The sequence below is a fragment of the Sulfurimonas hongkongensis genome, assembly GCF_000445475.1.
Lineage (GTDB): Bacteria > Campylobacterota > Campylobacteria > Campylobacterales > Sulfurimonadaceae > Sulfurimonas > Sulfurimonas hongkongensis.
Genome location: NZ_AUPZ01000019.1, coordinates 1 through 16,710 on the forward strand (window position 1 = coordinate 1; position 16,710 = coordinate 16,710).

Here is a 16,710-nt window from a genome sequence, read left to right on the forward strand (position 1 = left end):
ATCACAGTAAACTCCTCTTTATCTATCATACTTTTACTCCAAATATTTATTTGAAATAAATAGTATCTTCTTTAAATAAAGTGGTACATTTTTAATCTGCGTTACTGGTGTATTTTACCTCTGCGTTTGACAGTTAGTAGTGCATTATGTAAAATTAGTGGCTACAAAAAAGATGAGATTATAGGTAAAACTCCAGCTATTTTTAAAAGCTACGATACAAATGATGAAGTATATAAAACTCTTTGGAACAAGATAAGTAGTGGTCTTGTTTGGAGTGGAGAGTTAAAAAACAAGGCAAAAGATGGCACTTACTACTGGTTAAAAACTACAATCCTTCCAAATTTTGATAGCCACAAAAACATAGAGAGTTATACTTCAATAAGTCAAGACAATACAGATAAAAAGATTATCGAAAAACTATCCCAAACAGATAAACTAACACAGCTCTACAACAGACTCAAACTAGATGAGTATTTAGAGGACGAGTTTAGCAGATTTGAGAGTGGAGTTTATACTTTTTCCATCATGCTTATAGATATAGACAAGTTTAAAGATGTAAACGATACATATGGTCATCAAGTAGGCGATAGCGTACTAATAGAGATGGCGAATATTTTAAAAAAGAAGTGTAGAAAAACGGATATTGTTGGTAGATGGGGTGGTGAAGAATTTCTAGTGATTTGTAGCAACACCAATATTGATGGAGCTACTATTTATGCTCAAAACCTTAAAGAAGCGGTTGAGAAGTTTTACTTTCATGTAGTTGGACAAAAAACCATTAGCATCGGCGTAACCGAAGTTAAACAAGAAGATACTTTTACAACACTTATACAAAGAGCTGATAAAAATCTATATAAAGCAAAAGAAGATGGAAGAAATAGAGTTGTAGCCATATAAGGCTACAGCTTAAACTCTAAAAGCAACATAGTTATATCATCACTTTGTTCACAATCTTTAGTAAAGTCTGTTATTGATTTTTCCATAAATTGCATTGTTTGGTTTACGCTCTTCTCTTGTGAGGTAGCCAGAGCATCGCTTACTCTTCTATCTCCAAACTGCTCATCATCTTTTGAAAAAGCCTCTGTAACGCCATCAGTATATAAAAAGAGTTTAGAGTTTTTAGTTAAAAAAATTGTCTCATCCCTAAAAGGTAGATTTTCAAAAGCTCCTACAACAGTATTGCCAACTGCTTTGAGCCTTTTATATTTTCCAGCCTCACTTAGAAGATAAGGTTCATCATGTCCAGCATTAGTGTAGTTTAGCTCTCCGCTTTTTACATTTAATATCCCTAAAAAAAGTGTAACAAACATATTTGCATCATTGTTAGATGCAATGGTGTTGTTTAGTTTAACAACTATCTCTGATGCAGATAAACCTATGGTTGAATATGCTCTAAGATAACTTCTCGTGACCGACATAAACATAGCAGCAGGGACACCTTTACCTGAAACATCCGCAATTAAAAAACAGAGATGCTCCTCATCTATATAAAAAAAGTCATAAAAATCTCCACCAACTGCTCTAGCAGGTTTTAGCATCGCACAGAGTCTTATGTTCTCATTTTCAGACAAGCCCTTTGGTAGCATACTTCTTTGGATGGACCTTGCAATATCAAGCTCACTATCGATTTTTTGTTGTGCCATAGTAGCTATTCTTAAATCTTTTATATACTTTTTTATAGCTTTTTGCATAGTGTCTATTGCCAAAGAGAGTTTGTAAATCTCATCATGGGTTTTTGGAAGAGTTATCTTTTTGTCAAAATCACTCTTTGCTATATCATCTGTTATACGAGTGAGTTCTCTTAGTGGTTCAGTTACTCTACGAGAGATAAGAGCCATAGTAACTATGAGTAAAATTGCCCCAATAGTAGCTAAAATGATGTGGATTATAGACATATAGTGCAAAGATGAAAAAAGTTCATCTATAGGAAAGACAATAGCAAGAGTTAGCTTAGTATTTTTAATATTTGCATAGTAAGTCCAGTGCTCTTTTTCTTTTATCATTTCATTGTGTTTAACTGGTTTTGTATCATATATTTGCATAATAAGCGCAGGGTCTTTGTGAGCTAAAATTTTATGCTCGTTTGAGAGTATAAAAGCGTATCCAGAATCAAGTATCTCAATGGCTGAAATCATCTCTTGAATCTTTTTTAAAGTGAGATCAACTGTGAGAATAGCTACAAGTTCTTCTTTATAAAAGATAGGATTGCTGTATGTTGCCATCAGCATATCTCCACCACCCTCATCAAAGTATGGCTCACTCCATAGAGGCCCGCTTTGCTCTAGTGGTATTTTGTACCACTCTTTTGTAAGGTAGTTATAATCTTTTGAAGCTAAATCTCTATAGTGGATTTCTCCTTTTTCCTTATAATAGTATGGTGAGAAAGGAGTTTTGTAAATCTTAGTAGGTTTAAAGGCTATAGTTGTACCAAAAAAAGAGTCCTCCTCTTCTAGCATTTTTGTCAATCTCTCTTTAATAGCTGCTTTACTAAAATCGCCTTCTTGAAAAACTTTTTTTAGTCTTGTGGATGTTTTTTCTGCTTTTGCTATTAGGGCTTCGATTTGGTATCTACTATTTTGCTCCATAAGTTGTGCTTTTTGTATTGCATCATCTAGGAGTTCTTTTTTTAAAAATAGGTAGCTAACTCCTCCTGTAAAAGCCAAAACAAAAAGAGCAACGGATACAGATGCTAGAGCAAAGCGTATAGAGATGCTACTCACAGACTAAGCCTTAAAACATTTAAACCATCTTTTTGCTCATACTCTAAGTTTGGTGCATATTTTTTTACTAAATATATACCTAAACCTCCAAGCTCTCTCTCCTCAATCTCGGCATCTATATTTGGGTCTTTATAGTCTTGAAGATTAAAAGCTTTTGAATTATCTCTATACTCCATCACAAATCCACTCTTTTTATCAGACTCTATCTCAAGAGTTATCAAAGGAGTTCTATCTTCAAAATCAGCATGGCGGACTAAGTTTGTAAGCAACTCTTCACAGATAAACATCACTTTAAATTTCATCTTTTTATCAGCACCTTCAAGATACTCTTCTATTTTTAAAAGGGTGTCTTCTAACTGATTTAATCCCATCCTAAATGTAGCCATAATTTAGGCCAGAGCCTCTTGCTTTGTCTCAAACGACTCTATAAAGTTGTCAAAACCAGATAAAAAAAAGACATCCTTAACCATCTCTTCCATTCCAAATACCCTATATTGGATACCTTCTTTTTTGGAAGTTTTAGCACCAGCTAAAAGGACTTGAAGTCCTGAGCTTGAGAGAAAGCTAACCCCACTTAAATCTAACAAACAAGACTCTGGCTTATCTTCTAGTAGTCTTGCGAGTTCTAAGCCAAATTTTGGTGCATTAAAAGTATCTAGTTTTCCACTAGGTGCAACTATAAGAGTTTTTTCTTCTACAAAAGATTTTACTTCCATTTTTTATCCTTCATCTATTTGATTGTTATCTTGTGCGCAAACATAATCTCTTAACTCTTTTGCTAATGGTGTATAGCTGTGGATAAGAGAGTAGTCAAATTTTATGTTGTTTATAAACTGAAATATTAAAGCGTTATCATGATGATAGTATGGAAATATCCCAGAAAACAGGTAGCCCATATCTTCAAGTTTTTCTATTAAATCCAGAGAGTTTTCATCTTCTAAATCTAGATATAAGTAGATGATGTCTATCTTGGCAATAGAGAATTTTTTTGTTAGATATTTTACTAACTCTAATGCATCAGATGCTATACTTTTAATAACTATCTCCGCAATGTTTAGTGCAGATATTATAGTATCTGTTAGTTCAGTCTTAACTGCTGTTTTCGCCCATTTATTTGGGCTTTTTTGTATAGCTTTGGTGCCGATTCCATTATAGAGTTTTTTTATCATCCCCTCATGTTTTTTTGGCATAAAGAGCTCAACGGCGGACTCTTTTTTTAGGGCGTTATAGCTTATAATAGTTGACTCTCTTTGAGTTAAATTATTGGTAATATTTTTAAATGAAACATCAGAACCAGCATAACCAACCAAAAGAGCTACATCACTAAAGCCATACTTAACACAGATCTTTTGCGTAAACTCATGGTTAGTAACTGAGTGTGAGAAGATGCCATGATATGAAGAGTTCTTTGCTTTACTCATTATCTTTGAAATTAGCTCACTCATAATGCCTTGTCCACGAAACACAGGGTCGCTAATAGCCATCCCCCACTCACTTATCTTTGCACCATCAAATGGCTGCATCAAAGCGATATGCCCAATAACTCTATTTTGCTGTGAGATTGCAACTTTAGATATAAGAGAATTTTCTTCTATCTTTTTGACAAGTCTATCTGGGTAGTAAACCATATCATTTGGATAGGAGTAGCCATAAGTTTTATAAAAAAGACGAGAGATGCCAGTTATATCTCCACCTATTGGCACTCTAATGAGTTTAAAATTATCCTCTTTTGTTATAAGCTCTGGCTCTGATTCTTCTTGGATTCTTTTGTTGGATGCGTAGATTGTCATCTCTATGGAGCGACCATCTTTTCCTTTGTTTATATAACTATATTTATCTAAAAGTCTATGAATTACAAAATCACTAAGCGCACTTATATCATCCCCATCAACCTTTGCAAGAGACTCAAAGGAGACATCTTTTACCATATCATCAAGGCTCTGATCGATTTTTTTAAAAGGATTTTTAGGGATGCCATTATCGGAGATAGTGACCTTTAGTCCAGATGCTATATGTGTGATTTCAACTTCTATATCTTCTTCACTACCATACTCAAAATCAAAAGAGATGCTGTTTTGCAGGCTCTCTTCAAGGGCATAAGAGATTTTTTGTCTCTCTTTTTTGTTGAGACCCACAATCGAGCCGATGGAGTTTAGATACTCAACCAAAGGCTCTATAGAGTCAAAATTATTTTTAATAATAACCTTACTTGTTTTGTACATATTAAGAGTTCAGTCTTTTGTCTAAAATTCTTTTTGTTTTACCTGTTCTAGGATTTTTCTCTAAGGCATCTGCATCACACCATTCAATAGTTATAGGATGAATTATATTGTTGCTAAGGAGCTCTTTAAACATACTCCTTTGCTCGTAAAGATACGCTATGATTTTCTTTGAAAGAGCCTCTGCATCTGATGGCATAAGTGCAGGAGTAGCCTTTATAACTGCCCTATCTTTTTTCTCATCATGAGTTACAAGTAGCTGAAAGCTTAACACTTGAACCTCATCACTAAAATGTTTTAACACATCCATAATATCTTGGGCATAGAGTGTAGCAGGTCCTATTCTAGCACCCTCTTGTGAGCGACCAAGAATTTTAAACCTTCTATCTTTAACTCCCTCATCCTCGCACCACATAGCCATATCTCCAACAGGATAACGAATGAGTGGCATTAGTTTTCTATTTAGGTTTGTAACTAAAAGCACACCTGCTCTGTTTACTTCATCTATCACATCTCCTGTATCTTCATCAACTATCTCCATAATAGTACTCTCATCAAATACTCTATGCTCGCCATTTTGGCAAGTCGCAGCGTCAAAGTAGCCAAGCTCTCCACCATCTACAGATGCATAAAGAACTGAGTGCACTTTTATATCGCCAAACTCCTCTTTAATAAGCTCAAGTTGGTCATCATAAAATGACTCTCCACCAAAGAGTATAAGGTCAATATTAAGCTTTATATCTTTGTGTGTTTGAAGATACGAAACTATACTCATAATGCTTGTTGGCACACCTGCTATAACATTTATGTTTAATTTTTCAAGCATCTCCACTATGACTGAAGTCTCTGTTTGTCCAGCTATTGGGTAACTCACACCAATGTCGGCACACTTTACAAGGTCTGTAACATAGATAAAAGATGCGTAAAGTTCTCCTGCATAAAAGATGTTTGCGATGCGATCACCTTGTTTGACTCCGTTTTGTCTAAAGCCTCGTCCTGAGACCTCTGTAAAGTTATCCCACTCTTTTGCAGTGAAGTAGGAGTATTTAGGGTTGCCCGAAGTTCCTCCACTTTTAAAGACTATTCCGCTCTCATGTTTAGATGTAAGAACTCCCTCGCCAAAGTTCTCATTTGCTCTCCAAAACTCTTTTTGCTCTACTATAGGATATTTTGAGATATCATCACAATCCTCTTCTACATCCCTATAGTGCTCTGCATAATATGGCGAATTTTTACGGACAAAGTTCACATGTTCTAAAAATCTTTTCATTTTGATATCCTCTTATCTATGATATGCTTTATCTTGCCTGAGTGAGTTACAGCTTCAAAGGTGTTAGCATCTACTAAAAGAGTCTCAAACTTCAAACCTAGCTCATTGCAACTAAGATCTAAATCTGTATAATTATCTAATAAATAAGCACTTATTTTATCTCCACTCACACCAATACTATCTTCAACTTTAAGTGTAAGTTTCATATCAATTCCCTCATTGGTTAAGAGGATTTGAGAGACTCCACTATAGCCAAAGCCATCTTCGAGATACTCTGTAAACTTATTAAAATGCAGGAATGGGCCACCAGCTTTAAAAACATCACTACTTCTTCCTTGAAGCGTATATTTTGTCTCAACTCGTCCACACGAACAAAGCTCTTTGTTTATAAAACCAGTATCGCCTATCTCATATCGTAGTATATTTTGACCTTTTCTCTTTTTAGAGCTAAAGATAAGTCTTCCACTCTCTCCATGGGGCACCTTTACTTCACTATCAAGTTCAAAGATCTCAAGCTCTTGGATGGATGAGAGTAGATGATACTCATTTGATTCACAATCACTACATTGATACCCAAGTGGACCAGCATCGTTGCTTCCATAAGCAGCAGCACGAACTAGCTCAACTCCAAACTCAGATTTTAGATACTCTATCTGCTCCTGTGGAAAGTGGTCTCCGCCAAAGAAGAGTTTTTTTACCACTTTATGCTCTCTAAAGAGCTCTTTGTTATCTGCAAATAGCTTCATAATCAAAGTAGGAAGACTTAAAATCGAGTTTATCTTATGTTCAACGATAAGCTGGCCAACCACTTCAGTATCTTCCATAATCCCCATAGGATAGTGTGGAACTTTTAGATACTCTAAAATAGTATGAAAACTCAAAAATCCACCATATAGATGCCCAGCTGCAAACATATTTATAACACTATCTCTTTTAGGGTCAAGTCCAGCGCTATAAAGGCCATAAGCAGTAGCCCTCATTTGTGCATGGTAATCCTCATAAGTATAGTAAGCGTAAGTAGGTTTACCAGATGAACCACCACTCTTTACTACTAGATCTATATACTCTTTTGGAACTTCTAAAGATTGAAATCTCTCTTTATTCATTATAGGTATATTGGTTAAATCTCTTGTATAAGAGCCTTCAAACTCTCTAAAACTCGCAACTCTATCTAACTCATCACCTAAAAGCAAAGAGATTTTTTTCATAAATGATGGCAGAGCATAAACACCATCATGAGGTTCGCCAATATAGCCATCATGCATATGTCCAGCTTCTCTAATCCTTAAACACCCTGCTCCAAAAAGTCTCCTTGAGAGTTCAACTACCCTCTCTCTTGGAGCTACGAGCGCTGCAGTTTGGAGGTAACTCTTCATTGGATGCAACACTGATATAATCTCATCCGCTTCAAGTGGCTTTATAAGTATGGTTCTAAAAAGAGGCGATACTCCTAAGCTTTTTCGCTTGTCAGCTATAACAGACCAGCTAAAATCTTTTGCTCGCAGTACATAAGTAAGTCCCAAAGCCTCCTCAGTTTTAGCGATGCTAAGAACTGTGCTAATCTCAGCCTCAGCTCCACTACTAGGCGTAGTTCTTGGCATCGTAGGTGATACTTCTCCTAAGACAGTTGCAAAGCTATCTGCAAAGTTTTTTAACACTTCAAAATCAGAACTCTCCACAAAAATATCTTGAGGACTAGAACATGCGTTTTGATCTAAGAGACAGATATCCTCTGCTACTTGTCTCATAGCATCTCTATCTTGCATCTTCTCTTTTGCAAAGTAAGCAAAAGATATTTTATGTCCCCAAGCTACAAATCTTACACCTTGAGGAGTCATATTTTGCACACTTTTTATCGCCTCTTCACTTCCCCAAGCGGAAACTACATCTGCCGAGTCTATGATTTGTTGGAGTAGCTCTTTTTGTTTTGAAGAGACTTCTAGGATGATAATATAAGGCTTTAGTAACTCTTTTGTATCAAACTCTAAAAAGGCTTCTAAAAAGAGTTGAGGGAGTCGGTTTTGATTTATCGAAGTTTTTAAGATGTTTATATTTCCACTTAAGAGTCCCTCAAACACGCAAAGCACGCCAACAGTAAAAACATTTGTAGGAGCGATATGAACAAGTGTTCCTAGTGGCATCCAAGATTCAAAGTGTTCCTCTTTCATAGAAGTTCTCTCAATTACAAAAGGGTTTGAACTCCCAAGTTCAGCGATAAGTTTTTCCTCTAGGCCATCTTTAGAGATAAAACTGGTGATGCTACCTAGCATCGCCTCTGCTTTTGCTCTTGAAGCATCTTGTGTCTTCATAGCGAGCTTTACAAACTTCTCAAAAAGTTCACCACGAGATGAGAGTTCTTCATGCATCTTTTGCGAAATTTCCAAAAGATACTCTAGGGGAAATGCTCTGCCTAAAACTGGTTCTATAAAACTTGTGATATTTTCAATATTGTTTAAAAGAGTCTCATCACTTATCCACTCTCCCTGCCATAAATGTTTTTGCATCTTAAACCTCTCTCTTTTTTAATAGTTCAGATGCAGAGACTGCACAGCTTTTGTTTTGACTAACACCAGCACGACCAAGAACTTCAAAGAAAGGAGTTTGTGCTCCACAGTCACACTCACTTGGCTTATGCATAACGCCCAAATCTCCCATCATAACACTCACAGCAGGAACTGAAGTGATGTATGGAGTTACAAAGTTCATAAAGCCACTTTGTCCATAGTCTAGCACTTCTAAGGTTTTAACATCTCTTACAAAGAGTCTCGACCAGATAGGAACATGGAGATTGTGATTTTTGCACTCTATGTAAGGAATGGAGTGCTCAACTGAACCGTAAGCATCACGGATTCTAGATACCCTGATGCCCAAATACTCATTTATAAGTGAGAAGAGTTCATCTTTTGATATCTCTTTGTTAGCGTAACCTTTCCAGCCACCGCCAAACATCACAAGTGAATCGGGATGAAGTTGTACTTTTATATCCATCTCCTTCATCTGCATCAGAGTGAAGTACATAAACGAGGGAAAGCCATGAATGCGAACAGGAAGATTTTGTTCTGCATACTCTTGCAGTTTTCTCACAGTTCCAAAACGGTCAAACTCATGAGTGCCTGCCGTTTGACGAAGTGCGAAAAAGACCTCTTTTGGTTTTGAAAAAGAGGTAAGAAAAATATTTGTATTTGTAGTTCCAACTTTAAAGTTTTTAAGTGGCTCATAGGCTAGTAAAAGATAGTTTGCTTCTTGATCTGGTGTGTTAAAACCCATCTCATTATAAATAAATTTTACCATCCTTCTAGCGCTTAAAATCGACCACTCATCAAAAAACATCTGAGACTTCTGCCCTGATGTACCTGATGATGTAAGATGCTCGCAAATGTTTTTTTTATCAACCGATACGCTTTCATGCATTTTAAAAAAGTTAGCATGGATAAAAGGCAACTCTTTTAAATCATCCACGCTTTTGAGTTTTTCCAAATCAAAATCATAAGTAAGTTTGCTATAAAACTTATTGTTATTTCGATGCCAAGAGATTATCTCTTTAAACGCATCCACAAACAAAGCATCTAACTCATCACTAGATGCATAGGCATCAGTTATTTCACATAGTTTTTGTACATTTTTTAAGGTAGTAGCATCGGGAGGAAGGAGTAGAGACATATTTAAAACCCTTATAAGTTGATATTTAGACTAGTTCAAGTCTCATATAGTACCTTAAAGAGACTTGAAAAATTATATCTACCATGCTATAAAGGATATATTAAAAGAGCTTATTCTTTTGTAACCTCTTCTATCGAAGTATTATTTGAATCTAGAAGTAGCTGACTTCAATGCACTATCCATAGAGTCCCACGCACTTTCAATACCTGCTTTGAGGTCTTTCCAGGCATCATCACTCGCGTCTTTAAGTTCGTTAAGCTTTTTACTCGCTGTCTCTTGCATAGACTGCAACTCATCGATTTTTTTCTCATACTCAATTTTTCTATCGGCGTCTGCACCATTAGCTTTTGCCTTAAGTTTATCAATCTCGGCATTCCATTCGTCTAGTTGTGCCTGCAATTTTTGTTCGTATGCTTCTTTCATGCTCATGATTTTCTCCTCTTAAATAAAGTGATTTATGTAAACTTTACACTACTAATATTTCGAATTCTTACTTAACCTCCTCCTTTATATGTTTAAATATTTTATATATTATGAAAAAAAACCTTAATTAAAAATATTATCAGATGGTCTTTAAAAATTTCCCCATTGCACTTTTAAATTCATCTAGATTTTCTATCATACTCATGTGTCCACTTTTACTTAAACTTATAAAGGTTGAATTTTTTATCTTAAGCGCCATTTGTTTCATTGTCTCTTTAGGTATTATCTTGTCATTTTCGCTAGTTATAAGTAAAACAGGAATGTCCGTTTTTTCTAAACTTTGAGTTGTGTCAGTTCTACTAATCATCGCTAACAGGGCAGCTTTTATCCCTGTAGGATTAAAACTCATTATATTTTCTTTGATCTCTTCTATCTTTTGTGGCGATTTTTTTATGAACCCCTCACTAAAAGCAGCCAAAAAGAAGTCATCTATAAAAGATTCAACTCCCTTTGCATCTATCTTTGCAATACCAGCGGCCCTTTTTAGTTTTGCTTTATCATTGTCGCTGTTTGTTGCGGTATTTGCAAGTATCAAAGCCTTATAGCTCTCTCTTTCATTTGCACGAAGTGCAACATAACCACCCATAGAAAACCCGCAAAGAATGGGATTGTCCAACTTTAACTCAAATACAATGTTTTCTAAATCTTGTGTATAACTCTCCATAGTAAACTGGGCATCTCCTATCTCAGACTTGCCAAGTCCTCTAATATCATATGAGACGCAATAATACTCATCTTTAAACTCACTAACCACATCATCCCAAAGTGTATGGTCAAATGGAAATCCATGTATAAAAACTATAGCCTGCTTGCCTACTTTACCAGAAGTCTTAACACTTATACCATCTATCATTTTTTGCATCTTAAGTCCTTTTTTGCTCTGATTCAACCATACTATTTTTAAGTATAGGCTCATCTCTTTGACTCATCACTCCATCAGGGGTGTTTAGTATGAGTTCTATCTCACAGCTTAGATACTCCGAAGTTGTAAGTGGAGTGAAGTTTTTATCTTCAAATGCTGCAACTTTAGCGTTGTATATGATATCTTCTAAAAGGCTTTTTTGTGCAGCTGGCGATGTGTATGAACCTCTTAGCTCTTTGTCTAGGTAGATATTTAGAGTTGTGGCGATTTTTTCATTAAGAAGTGGGTGTTCATTTAAAAGGGTCGCCTTATCTATAGTTCTTTGAAGCTCTAAGACCTCTTGGATGGACTCACGAGCAAGTTGTAAAAGTACAGACCTAGACACTTACCTCCCCCTTTAACTTGAAGTTATTTATGAGTTTGATGATAATCATAACACTTATAACCTGAAATAAAGCCGCTAATATAAAAGCATAATAGTGAAGTGTGTCTATGCTTGAGCCTTGATAAGCAAGCGTAGCCATAGCGATAAGAAGAGTAAGAGGCATGGAGTGAGAAAGTCCCATAAGAACAGAATCTATAAGCCCTAACTCTTTGATAAAAACTAAAGATGCGACAACTCTCATAATAATCATAAATACTGTAATTACTAAAGCTTTATAGATAAGCCCATTCATAGTAAGTGCGGCTAAATCAAAGGAACTTCCTATGTAGATAAAAAAGATAGGGATTAAAAATCCAAACCCATAAGAGGCTAGCTTTTCGGGTAGTTCCTGTTTATGTTCAAAAAATGTTGGTATAAAAATTCCTGCTAAAAATGCCCCAAAAGCTAGTTCTAACCCAAGGTAGAGCATCGCACCAACGAGTAAAAAGAAGATGCCCATGGACAAGCGGATATCTTGCTCTTTGTTGTCATCAACTGGCATCAAAGAAGTTGAGACTCCGGGAAACCACCAAAAAAGAAGTTCCATAGCGCGAAAAAGTAAGAACATAAAGAGCAAAAATAAGATGAGTGCTAGTACCGTCTTTATAAGTCCACTTCCAAAACCAGACTCTATGGCTGCTGATGTAAGCGTTAAAAAACCTATACTCACAACCTCTCCAATCCCTCCAGCAGTCATAGAGAGACCTAACCAAGGAGTCTTGCCATACTCTTTTGAAAGATTTGCTATTAGTCCAACTGAGATAAGAGGAAGAAGAACCATAAAAATTTTTCCAAGGTTAAAATAGAGCGAGATAAGGATAGAAAAAGCATAAAGTATGATGAGATAGAGTACGATTTTTTTCATAAGCTCTTTGGGAGTCTTTAGAACTTTTTTGAGGTTAATCTCAGTTCCAGCTATAAACATAAGATACAAAAACCCAAGCTCTGCGACTATCTCAAACAGGTGTTCGGTATGTAAAAAACCGACATATCCCAAAACTGAGCCAAAGATTATCTCTATGGGAGTAGTAGGGAGCTTTAAGAGTTTTGCAAAAAAAGGAGTAGTTATGATGATAAGCGAGATAGTAATTATCAAAACAACATTATCGTGCATAAATTTCCTTTTATTAGTTAAACTATCTCATTAATCTATAAACTAGATTCCGTGTCAAGCACGGAATGACGAGACGCGCATCATCCTGAACAAACAAATCGTCATCCTGAACAAACAAATCGTCATCCTGAACCCTAAAGAAACATTTTTGCATAGCAAAAAGCGATTCTCTTGTTTTGATTCAGGATCTATTTTGACAACTCTTCAAAGCATTCAGCTAACTTTTTTCGCAATACTAAGATTTAGTGATTTTAGCATCTCTAAATCTTTGCTCGTTATTCTACCATTTGTTGTTAGATAGTTTCCTATAACTATGGAGTTTGCCCCATGTTTAAAGATCTCATCTTGTCTATCTCCAAACATAAGTCCTCGCCCACCTGCTATCATGATCCTCTGTGCTTTTGGGATACTCTCTCTTGTAAGCTTTATGAGTGAAAATGCCTTTTCAATATCAAGCGGATTTGGCTCTAGTTCTAATGCATCATTATGATGGTAGAAATTTATAGGGACCGAAGTTGGATTTAGCGACTCTAATGACTTTAACATTGAGATTCTATCTTCATCGCTCTCGCCAAGACCAAAGATGCCACCACTTATGAGAACTAGTCCTGATTTGTTTACATTTTGACAAGTCTCATATCTTTCATCCCATGTATGAGTAGTGCAGATGCTAGGGTAAAAATCTCGTGAAGTCTCCAAGTTGTGGTTATAAGCCTTGATGCCAGCATCTTTTAGAGTCAAGAGTTGCTCTAGCGAAGCTGTTCCATTACAAGCGATGAGCCTAAGTTCTGGGACTTCTTTTGTCAAAACCTTTGCAATGCTACAAACAAACTCAAGAGTTTTATGATTTAGTCCTTTATCTGATGTGACCAAACAAAAGCCTAAAGCTCCGTTATCTCTTGCAGTTTTTGCCTCATCTAAGATGTGTAGCATCTCTTTTTGCTTATATCGCTCTATATCTGCTTTGTATCTCACACTTTGTGAGCAAAACTTGCAGTCTTCGTTGCATGTTCCACTGTTTATATTACAGATGGCACATAAAAATATCTCTTTATTCATTGTTTAACTCTTTTATATGAAAATAGTTCTTCTTTAAACTCTTTATCTTTTTTATCTCTTGTAAAGTAGCTAACATAAAAATGACTCTTGCTAATCTCAAGCATTGCACACTCTGAGATGGGCTTGTTTCTTGCACAAACTTCACCAGGATTTAAAAAAAGAGTCTTGCCCTTAAAGTCACTTTCATATGCATGAGTATGTCCAAAGATAACAACATCTGCATCAGGAGCCATATAAAAAGGCAGATGCATAAGTTTAAACTTTGTGTCTGCAAGCTTAAAATAGTATGGCTCTTGGACTAAGTTGTACTTTGAGTGAAAGCGAGCTAAGTGAGCATCGTTGTTTCCATAAACAGCTACATACCGAGCCGAGCACTTTTCTAAATACTCCAAAATCTCGCTCTCTCCAATATCTCCAGAGTGGATAATAAACTGGGCACCTCTTTTTATAAGTAAGTCTATAGCATCTTTTGCTAACTTTACTTTTGTGTGAGTATCTGAGATAACGCCTATCTTCATGTTTTTCCTTAATTGAAAACTAGATCCCCAGTCAAGCTGAGGATGACAATTCTTTGCACACCGTCATCCTCGGGCTTGACCTGAGAATCTAGCTGTTTTCTTCTCTTGGAGTTCTGTTTTTACACTTTACACACTCATAAACATCTTTGTTTCTGTAAACTCTCGGAGCTAAAACACCCTTACAACCTTTCTCCTTACACTTGATGGTAGTTGGCTCAAACTTTGAGATAAATTTACAATCAGGATAGTTTGCACAACCCCAAAAAGGTCCACGTCGTGAATTTTTAAGACTTATCTCGCCACCACAATCAGGACAAGGAGTCTTGCTAACTTGTGTCTCAACATCTATACTCTTTGTATTTTTACACTCAGGATAACCACTACAAGCTAAAAACTGGCCATTTCTTCCATTTTTGACAATCATCTCTTTACCGCATTTTTCACAAACATCACCACTTTTTTCTTGCTTTACTTCAACTTTGTTTCCATCTTCATCGACTTGTTCAGTATATTTACACTTTGGAAAACCGCTACAAGCTATAAAGTTTCCAAAACGACCTGAACGCAGAAGAAGCTCGTGTTCGCCACATTTTGGACAAGTCCTCCCTAGTGGTTTTGCAAGTTTTAGTGAGACAATCTTCTCTTTACCCTCTGCAATCTGCTCCATAAAAGGAAAGTAAAAATCACTTAGAAGTTTTTGCCAGTCAGTCTCTCCTTCTGAGATCTCATCTAGTTTTTCTTCCATATTTGCAGTAAAAGAGATATCCACAATGTTAGCAAAGTTTTTCTCTAGCATCTCAGTCACAGTAAATGCCATCTCAGTTGGTACGATTTGCTTTTTTTCTATGTTTACATAGGTACGACCACTTAGAGTTGCAATGGTTGGTGCGTAGGTTGATGGGCGACCAACTCCCTCGGATTCGAGTTTTTTGATAAGGCTTGCTTCTGAATATCTCGGTGGTGGCTCAGTAAAGTGTTGCTCAGGTTTTATGCTTTGAATCTCAGCCTTATCGCCCTCTTTTAGAGTTGGAAGAAGTCTGTCTTTGTCTTCATTTCCTAAAACTGCATAAAAACCATCAAAGATAAGTTTTCTACCACTTGCACGAAATTCATTGCTTTTTCCACTAAAGATAATGTTGTTTTGCTCAAATAGTGCATCATTCATCTGAGACGCCATAAATCTTTCATATATAAGACGATAAAGTTTTATCTCATCAGGCTTTAAAAAACTCTTTGCAATCTCAGGAGTAAACTCTAACATTGTTGGGCGGATAGCTTCGTGAGCTTCTTGTGCACCCTTTGCTTTTTTACCATAAAATTTTGGTTCATCTGGTAGATATTTTTTTCCAAACTTCTTCTGTATAACATCACGAATGCCACTAACTGCTTCACTAGCTATATTTAGTGAGTCAGTTCTCATGTAAGTAATAACTCCACTTGTTCCATCAGGTGTTTTTACTCCCTCATAAAGGCTTTGGGCCACCATCATAGTTTTTTTAGGAGTAAAGCCTAGCTTGCTAGATGCAGTCTGTTGCAGAGTTGAAGTCATAAAAGGTGGAGGAGTTGAAGTTTTTCTCTGCTTTGTCTCTATCTTTGAGATAACAAAGGAGTCAGCTTCAACACTTTTAACTATAGAAGTAGCGTCATTTTTGTTCTCTATGGAGAGTTTTGAGAGTTTATCACCCATGTGCTTGATAAGAGTAGCTTCTATATCTTTTTTAAAAAGAGTATCTATAGTCCAGTACTCTACAGGGACAAAGGCTCTTATCTCTCTCTCACGATCAACTACTAGTTTTAGAGTTGAAGACTGAACACGACCGCCAGAGAGTCCTTTTTGAATCTTTGAGCTTAGAAGTGGAGAGAGTTTGTAACCCACTACTCGGTCAAGCATACGACGAGCTTGTTGAGCGTTTACCATATTCATATCTATAGTTCTTGCAGATTCAAGTGCATGGTTTATTGCACTCTTTGTTATCTCATGAAAAACGATACGAGGGAGTTGCTCTGGGTCTTTTTTTATAGCATGAGCAATATGCCAACCAATAGCTTCACCCTCACGATCCTCATCGGTCGCGATATAGATAGTATCTGCTTTTTTGGCAAGTTCTCTTATCTCTTTAACGGTAGGAGCATTCTCTTTTGCAACGCTGTACGCAGGGACTAGTTTGTTATCTTCATCTACAGTGATTCCAAAACGAGACTTTGGAAGATCTCGTATGTGACCTTTAGATGCGATAACCTCATAACCTTTACCTAAAAAGTTCTTGATAGTCCTTGCTTTTGCGGGTGATTCGACGATAATTAAGTTCAAATAGTTTTCCTATATATAGTATAGTGATTTTTAAGTGGCGGAAGTTTAGCACAAAAAGATGAAAAAAGAA

At 36.3% G+C, this 16,710-nt stretch carries 15 protein-coding genes; 1 reads left to right on the forward strand and 14 read right to left on the reverse strand.

Annotated elements, in window-relative coordinates:
- The first annotated feature begins 126 nt into the window (after nucleotides 1-126).
- Complete coding sequence (locus M947_RS22490; protein WP_021288425.1) at nucleotides 127-897, forward strand: sensor domain-containing diguanylate cyclase; 771 nt, start codon at nucleotides 127-129, stop codon at nucleotides 895-897.
- 2 nt (nucleotides 898-899) lie between these two features.
- On the opposite strand, the gene M947_RS22495 is transcribed toward M947_RS22490, so the two are convergent.
- The 14 genes from M947_RS22495 to topA all read right to left on the reverse strand — a co-directional run bounded on the left by M947_RS22495 (nucleotide 900) and on the right by topA (nucleotide 16,640).
- A complete protein-coding gene (locus M947_RS22495; protein WP_021288426.1) occupies nucleotides 900-2,720 on the reverse strand; it encodes a SpoIIE family protein phosphatase in 1,821 nt (606 codons plus the stop codon).
- Nucleotides 2,717-3,106: an ATP-binding protein gene (locus tag M947_RS22500; RefSeq protein WP_081666497.1), complete on the reverse strand. Its 390-nt coding sequence runs from the start codon at nucleotides 3,104-3,106 to the stop codon at nucleotides 2,717-2,719. The genes M947_RS22495 and M947_RS22500 overlap by 4 nt, the downstream gene beginning before the upstream one ends.
- Nucleotides 3,107-3,109: 3 nt before the next feature.
- Complete coding sequence (locus tag M947_RS22505; protein WP_021288428.1) at nucleotides 3,110-3,436, reverse strand: STAS domain-containing protein; 327 nt, start codon at nucleotides 3,434-3,436, stop codon at nucleotides 3,110-3,112.
- A gap of 3 nt (nucleotides 3,437-3,439) precedes the next feature.
- A complete protein-coding gene (locus M947_RS22510) occupies nucleotides 3,440-4,942 on the reverse strand; it encodes a GNAT family N-acetyltransferase (RefSeq protein ID WP_021288429.1) in 1,503 nt (500 codons plus the stop codon).
- Between the two features lies 1 nt (nucleotide 4,943).
- A complete protein-coding gene (locus M947_RS22515) occupies nucleotides 4,944-6,209 on the reverse strand; it encodes a phenylacetate--CoA ligase family protein (RefSeq protein ID WP_021288430.1) in 1,266 nt (421 codons plus the stop codon).
- Nucleotides 6,206-8,713 carry an acyl-CoA reductase gene (locus M947_RS0112135; RefSeq protein ID WP_021288431.1) on the reverse strand — a complete coding sequence of 836 codons (2,508 nt, stop codon included), beginning with the start codon at nucleotides 8,711-8,713 and terminating at the stop codon, nucleotides 6,206-6,208. The genes M947_RS22515 and M947_RS0112135 overlap by 4 nt, the downstream gene beginning before the upstream one ends.
- 1 nt (nucleotide 8,714) lies before the next feature.
- Nucleotides 8,715-9,869, reverse strand: a complete 1,155-nt coding sequence (locus M947_RS22520; protein WP_021288432.1) for a LuxE/PaaK family acyltransferase — start codon at nucleotides 9,867-9,869, stop codon at nucleotides 8,715-8,717.
- 141 nt (nucleotides 9,870-10,010) lie between these two features.
- On the reverse strand, nucleotides 10,011-10,298 hold the full coding sequence (locus M947_RS22525) for a sll1863 family stress response protein (protein WP_021288433.1): 288 nt from the start codon (nucleotides 10,296-10,298) through the stop codon (nucleotides 10,011-10,013).
- A 133-nt stretch (nucleotides 10,299-10,431) separates the two neighbouring features.
- Nucleotides 10,432-11,214: an alpha/beta fold hydrolase gene (locus tag M947_RS22530; protein ID WP_021288434.1), complete on the reverse strand. Its 783-nt coding sequence runs from the start codon at nucleotides 11,212-11,214 to the stop codon at nucleotides 10,432-10,434.
- A 1-nt stretch (nucleotide 11,215) separates the two neighbouring features.
- Nucleotides 11,216-11,599 (reverse strand): AMMECR1 domain-containing protein, encoded by a 384-nt coding sequence (locus M947_RS22535; protein ID WP_021288435.1) that lies wholly within the window; start codon nucleotides 11,597-11,599, stop codon nucleotides 11,216-11,218.
- The gene (locus M947_RS22540; protein WP_021288436.1) at nucleotides 11,592-12,752 is read right to left on the reverse strand and encodes a cation:proton antiporter; all 1,161 of its coding nucleotides are present in this window, start codon (nucleotides 12,750-12,752) and stop codon (nucleotides 11,592-11,594) included. The genes M947_RS22535 and M947_RS22540 overlap by 8 nt, the downstream gene beginning before the upstream one ends.
- 213 nt (nucleotides 12,753-12,965) lie before the next feature.
- On the reverse strand, nucleotides 12,966-13,811 hold the full coding sequence (locus M947_RS22545) for a biotin synthase (protein WP_021288437.1): 846 nt from the start codon (nucleotides 13,809-13,811) through the stop codon (nucleotides 12,966-12,968).
- Nucleotides 13,808-14,329: a metallophosphoesterase family protein gene (locus M947_RS22550; protein ID WP_021288438.1), complete on the reverse strand. Its 522-nt coding sequence runs from the start codon at nucleotides 14,327-14,329 to the stop codon at nucleotides 13,808-13,810. Before M947_RS22550 ends, M947_RS22545 begins: the two co-directional genes overlap by 4 nt.
- 88 nt (nucleotides 14,330-14,417) lie before the next feature.
- Nucleotides 14,418-16,640: a type I DNA topoisomerase gene (gene topA, locus M947_RS22555; RefSeq protein ID WP_021288439.1), complete on the reverse strand. Its 2,223-nt coding sequence runs from the start codon at nucleotides 16,638-16,640 to the stop codon at nucleotides 14,418-14,420.
- Between the last annotated feature and the right edge of the window lie 70 nt (nucleotides 16,641-16,710).

Coding starts and splice junctions, on each gene's coding strand:
- M947_RS22500 (WP_081666497.1), bottom strand. CDS start 3,106: ATGGCTACATTTAGGATGGGATTAAATCAGTTAGAAGACACCCTTTTA.
- M947_RS22505 (WP_021288428.1), bottom strand. CDS start 3,436: ATGGAAGTAAAATCTTTTGTAGAAGAAAAAACTCTTATAGTTGCACCT.
- M947_RS22510 (WP_021288429.1), bottom strand. CDS start 4,942: ATGTACAAAACAAGTAAGGTTATTATTAAAAATAATTTTGACTCTATA.
- M947_RS22515 (WP_021288430.1), bottom strand. CDS start 6,209: ATGAAAAGATTTTTAGAACATGTGAACTTTGTCCGTAAAAATTCGCCA.
- M947_RS0112135 (WP_021288431.1), bottom strand. CDS start 8,713: ATGCAAAAACATTTATGGCAGGGAGAGTGGATAAGTGATGAGACTCTT.
- M947_RS22520 (WP_021288432.1), bottom strand. CDS start 9,869: ATGTCTCTACTCCTTCCTCCCGATGCTACTACCTTAAAAAATGTACAA.
- M947_RS22525 (WP_021288433.1), bottom strand. CDS start 10,298: ATGAGCATGAAAGAAGCATACGAACAAAAATTGCAGGCACAACTAGAC.
- M947_RS22530 (WP_021288434.1), bottom strand. CDS start 11,214: ATGCAAAAAATGATAGATGGTATAAGTGTTAAGACTTCTGGTAAAGTA.
- M947_RS22540 (WP_021288436.1), bottom strand. CDS start 12,752: ATGCACGATAATGTTGTTTTGATAATTACTATCTCGCTTATCATCATA.
- M947_RS22545 (WP_021288437.1), bottom strand. CDS start 13,811: ATGAATAAAGAGATATTTTTATGTGCCATCTGTAATATAAACAGTGGA.
- M947_RS22550 (WP_021288438.1), bottom strand. CDS start 14,329: ATGAAGATAGGCGTTATCTCAGATACTCACACAAAAGTAAAGTTAGCA.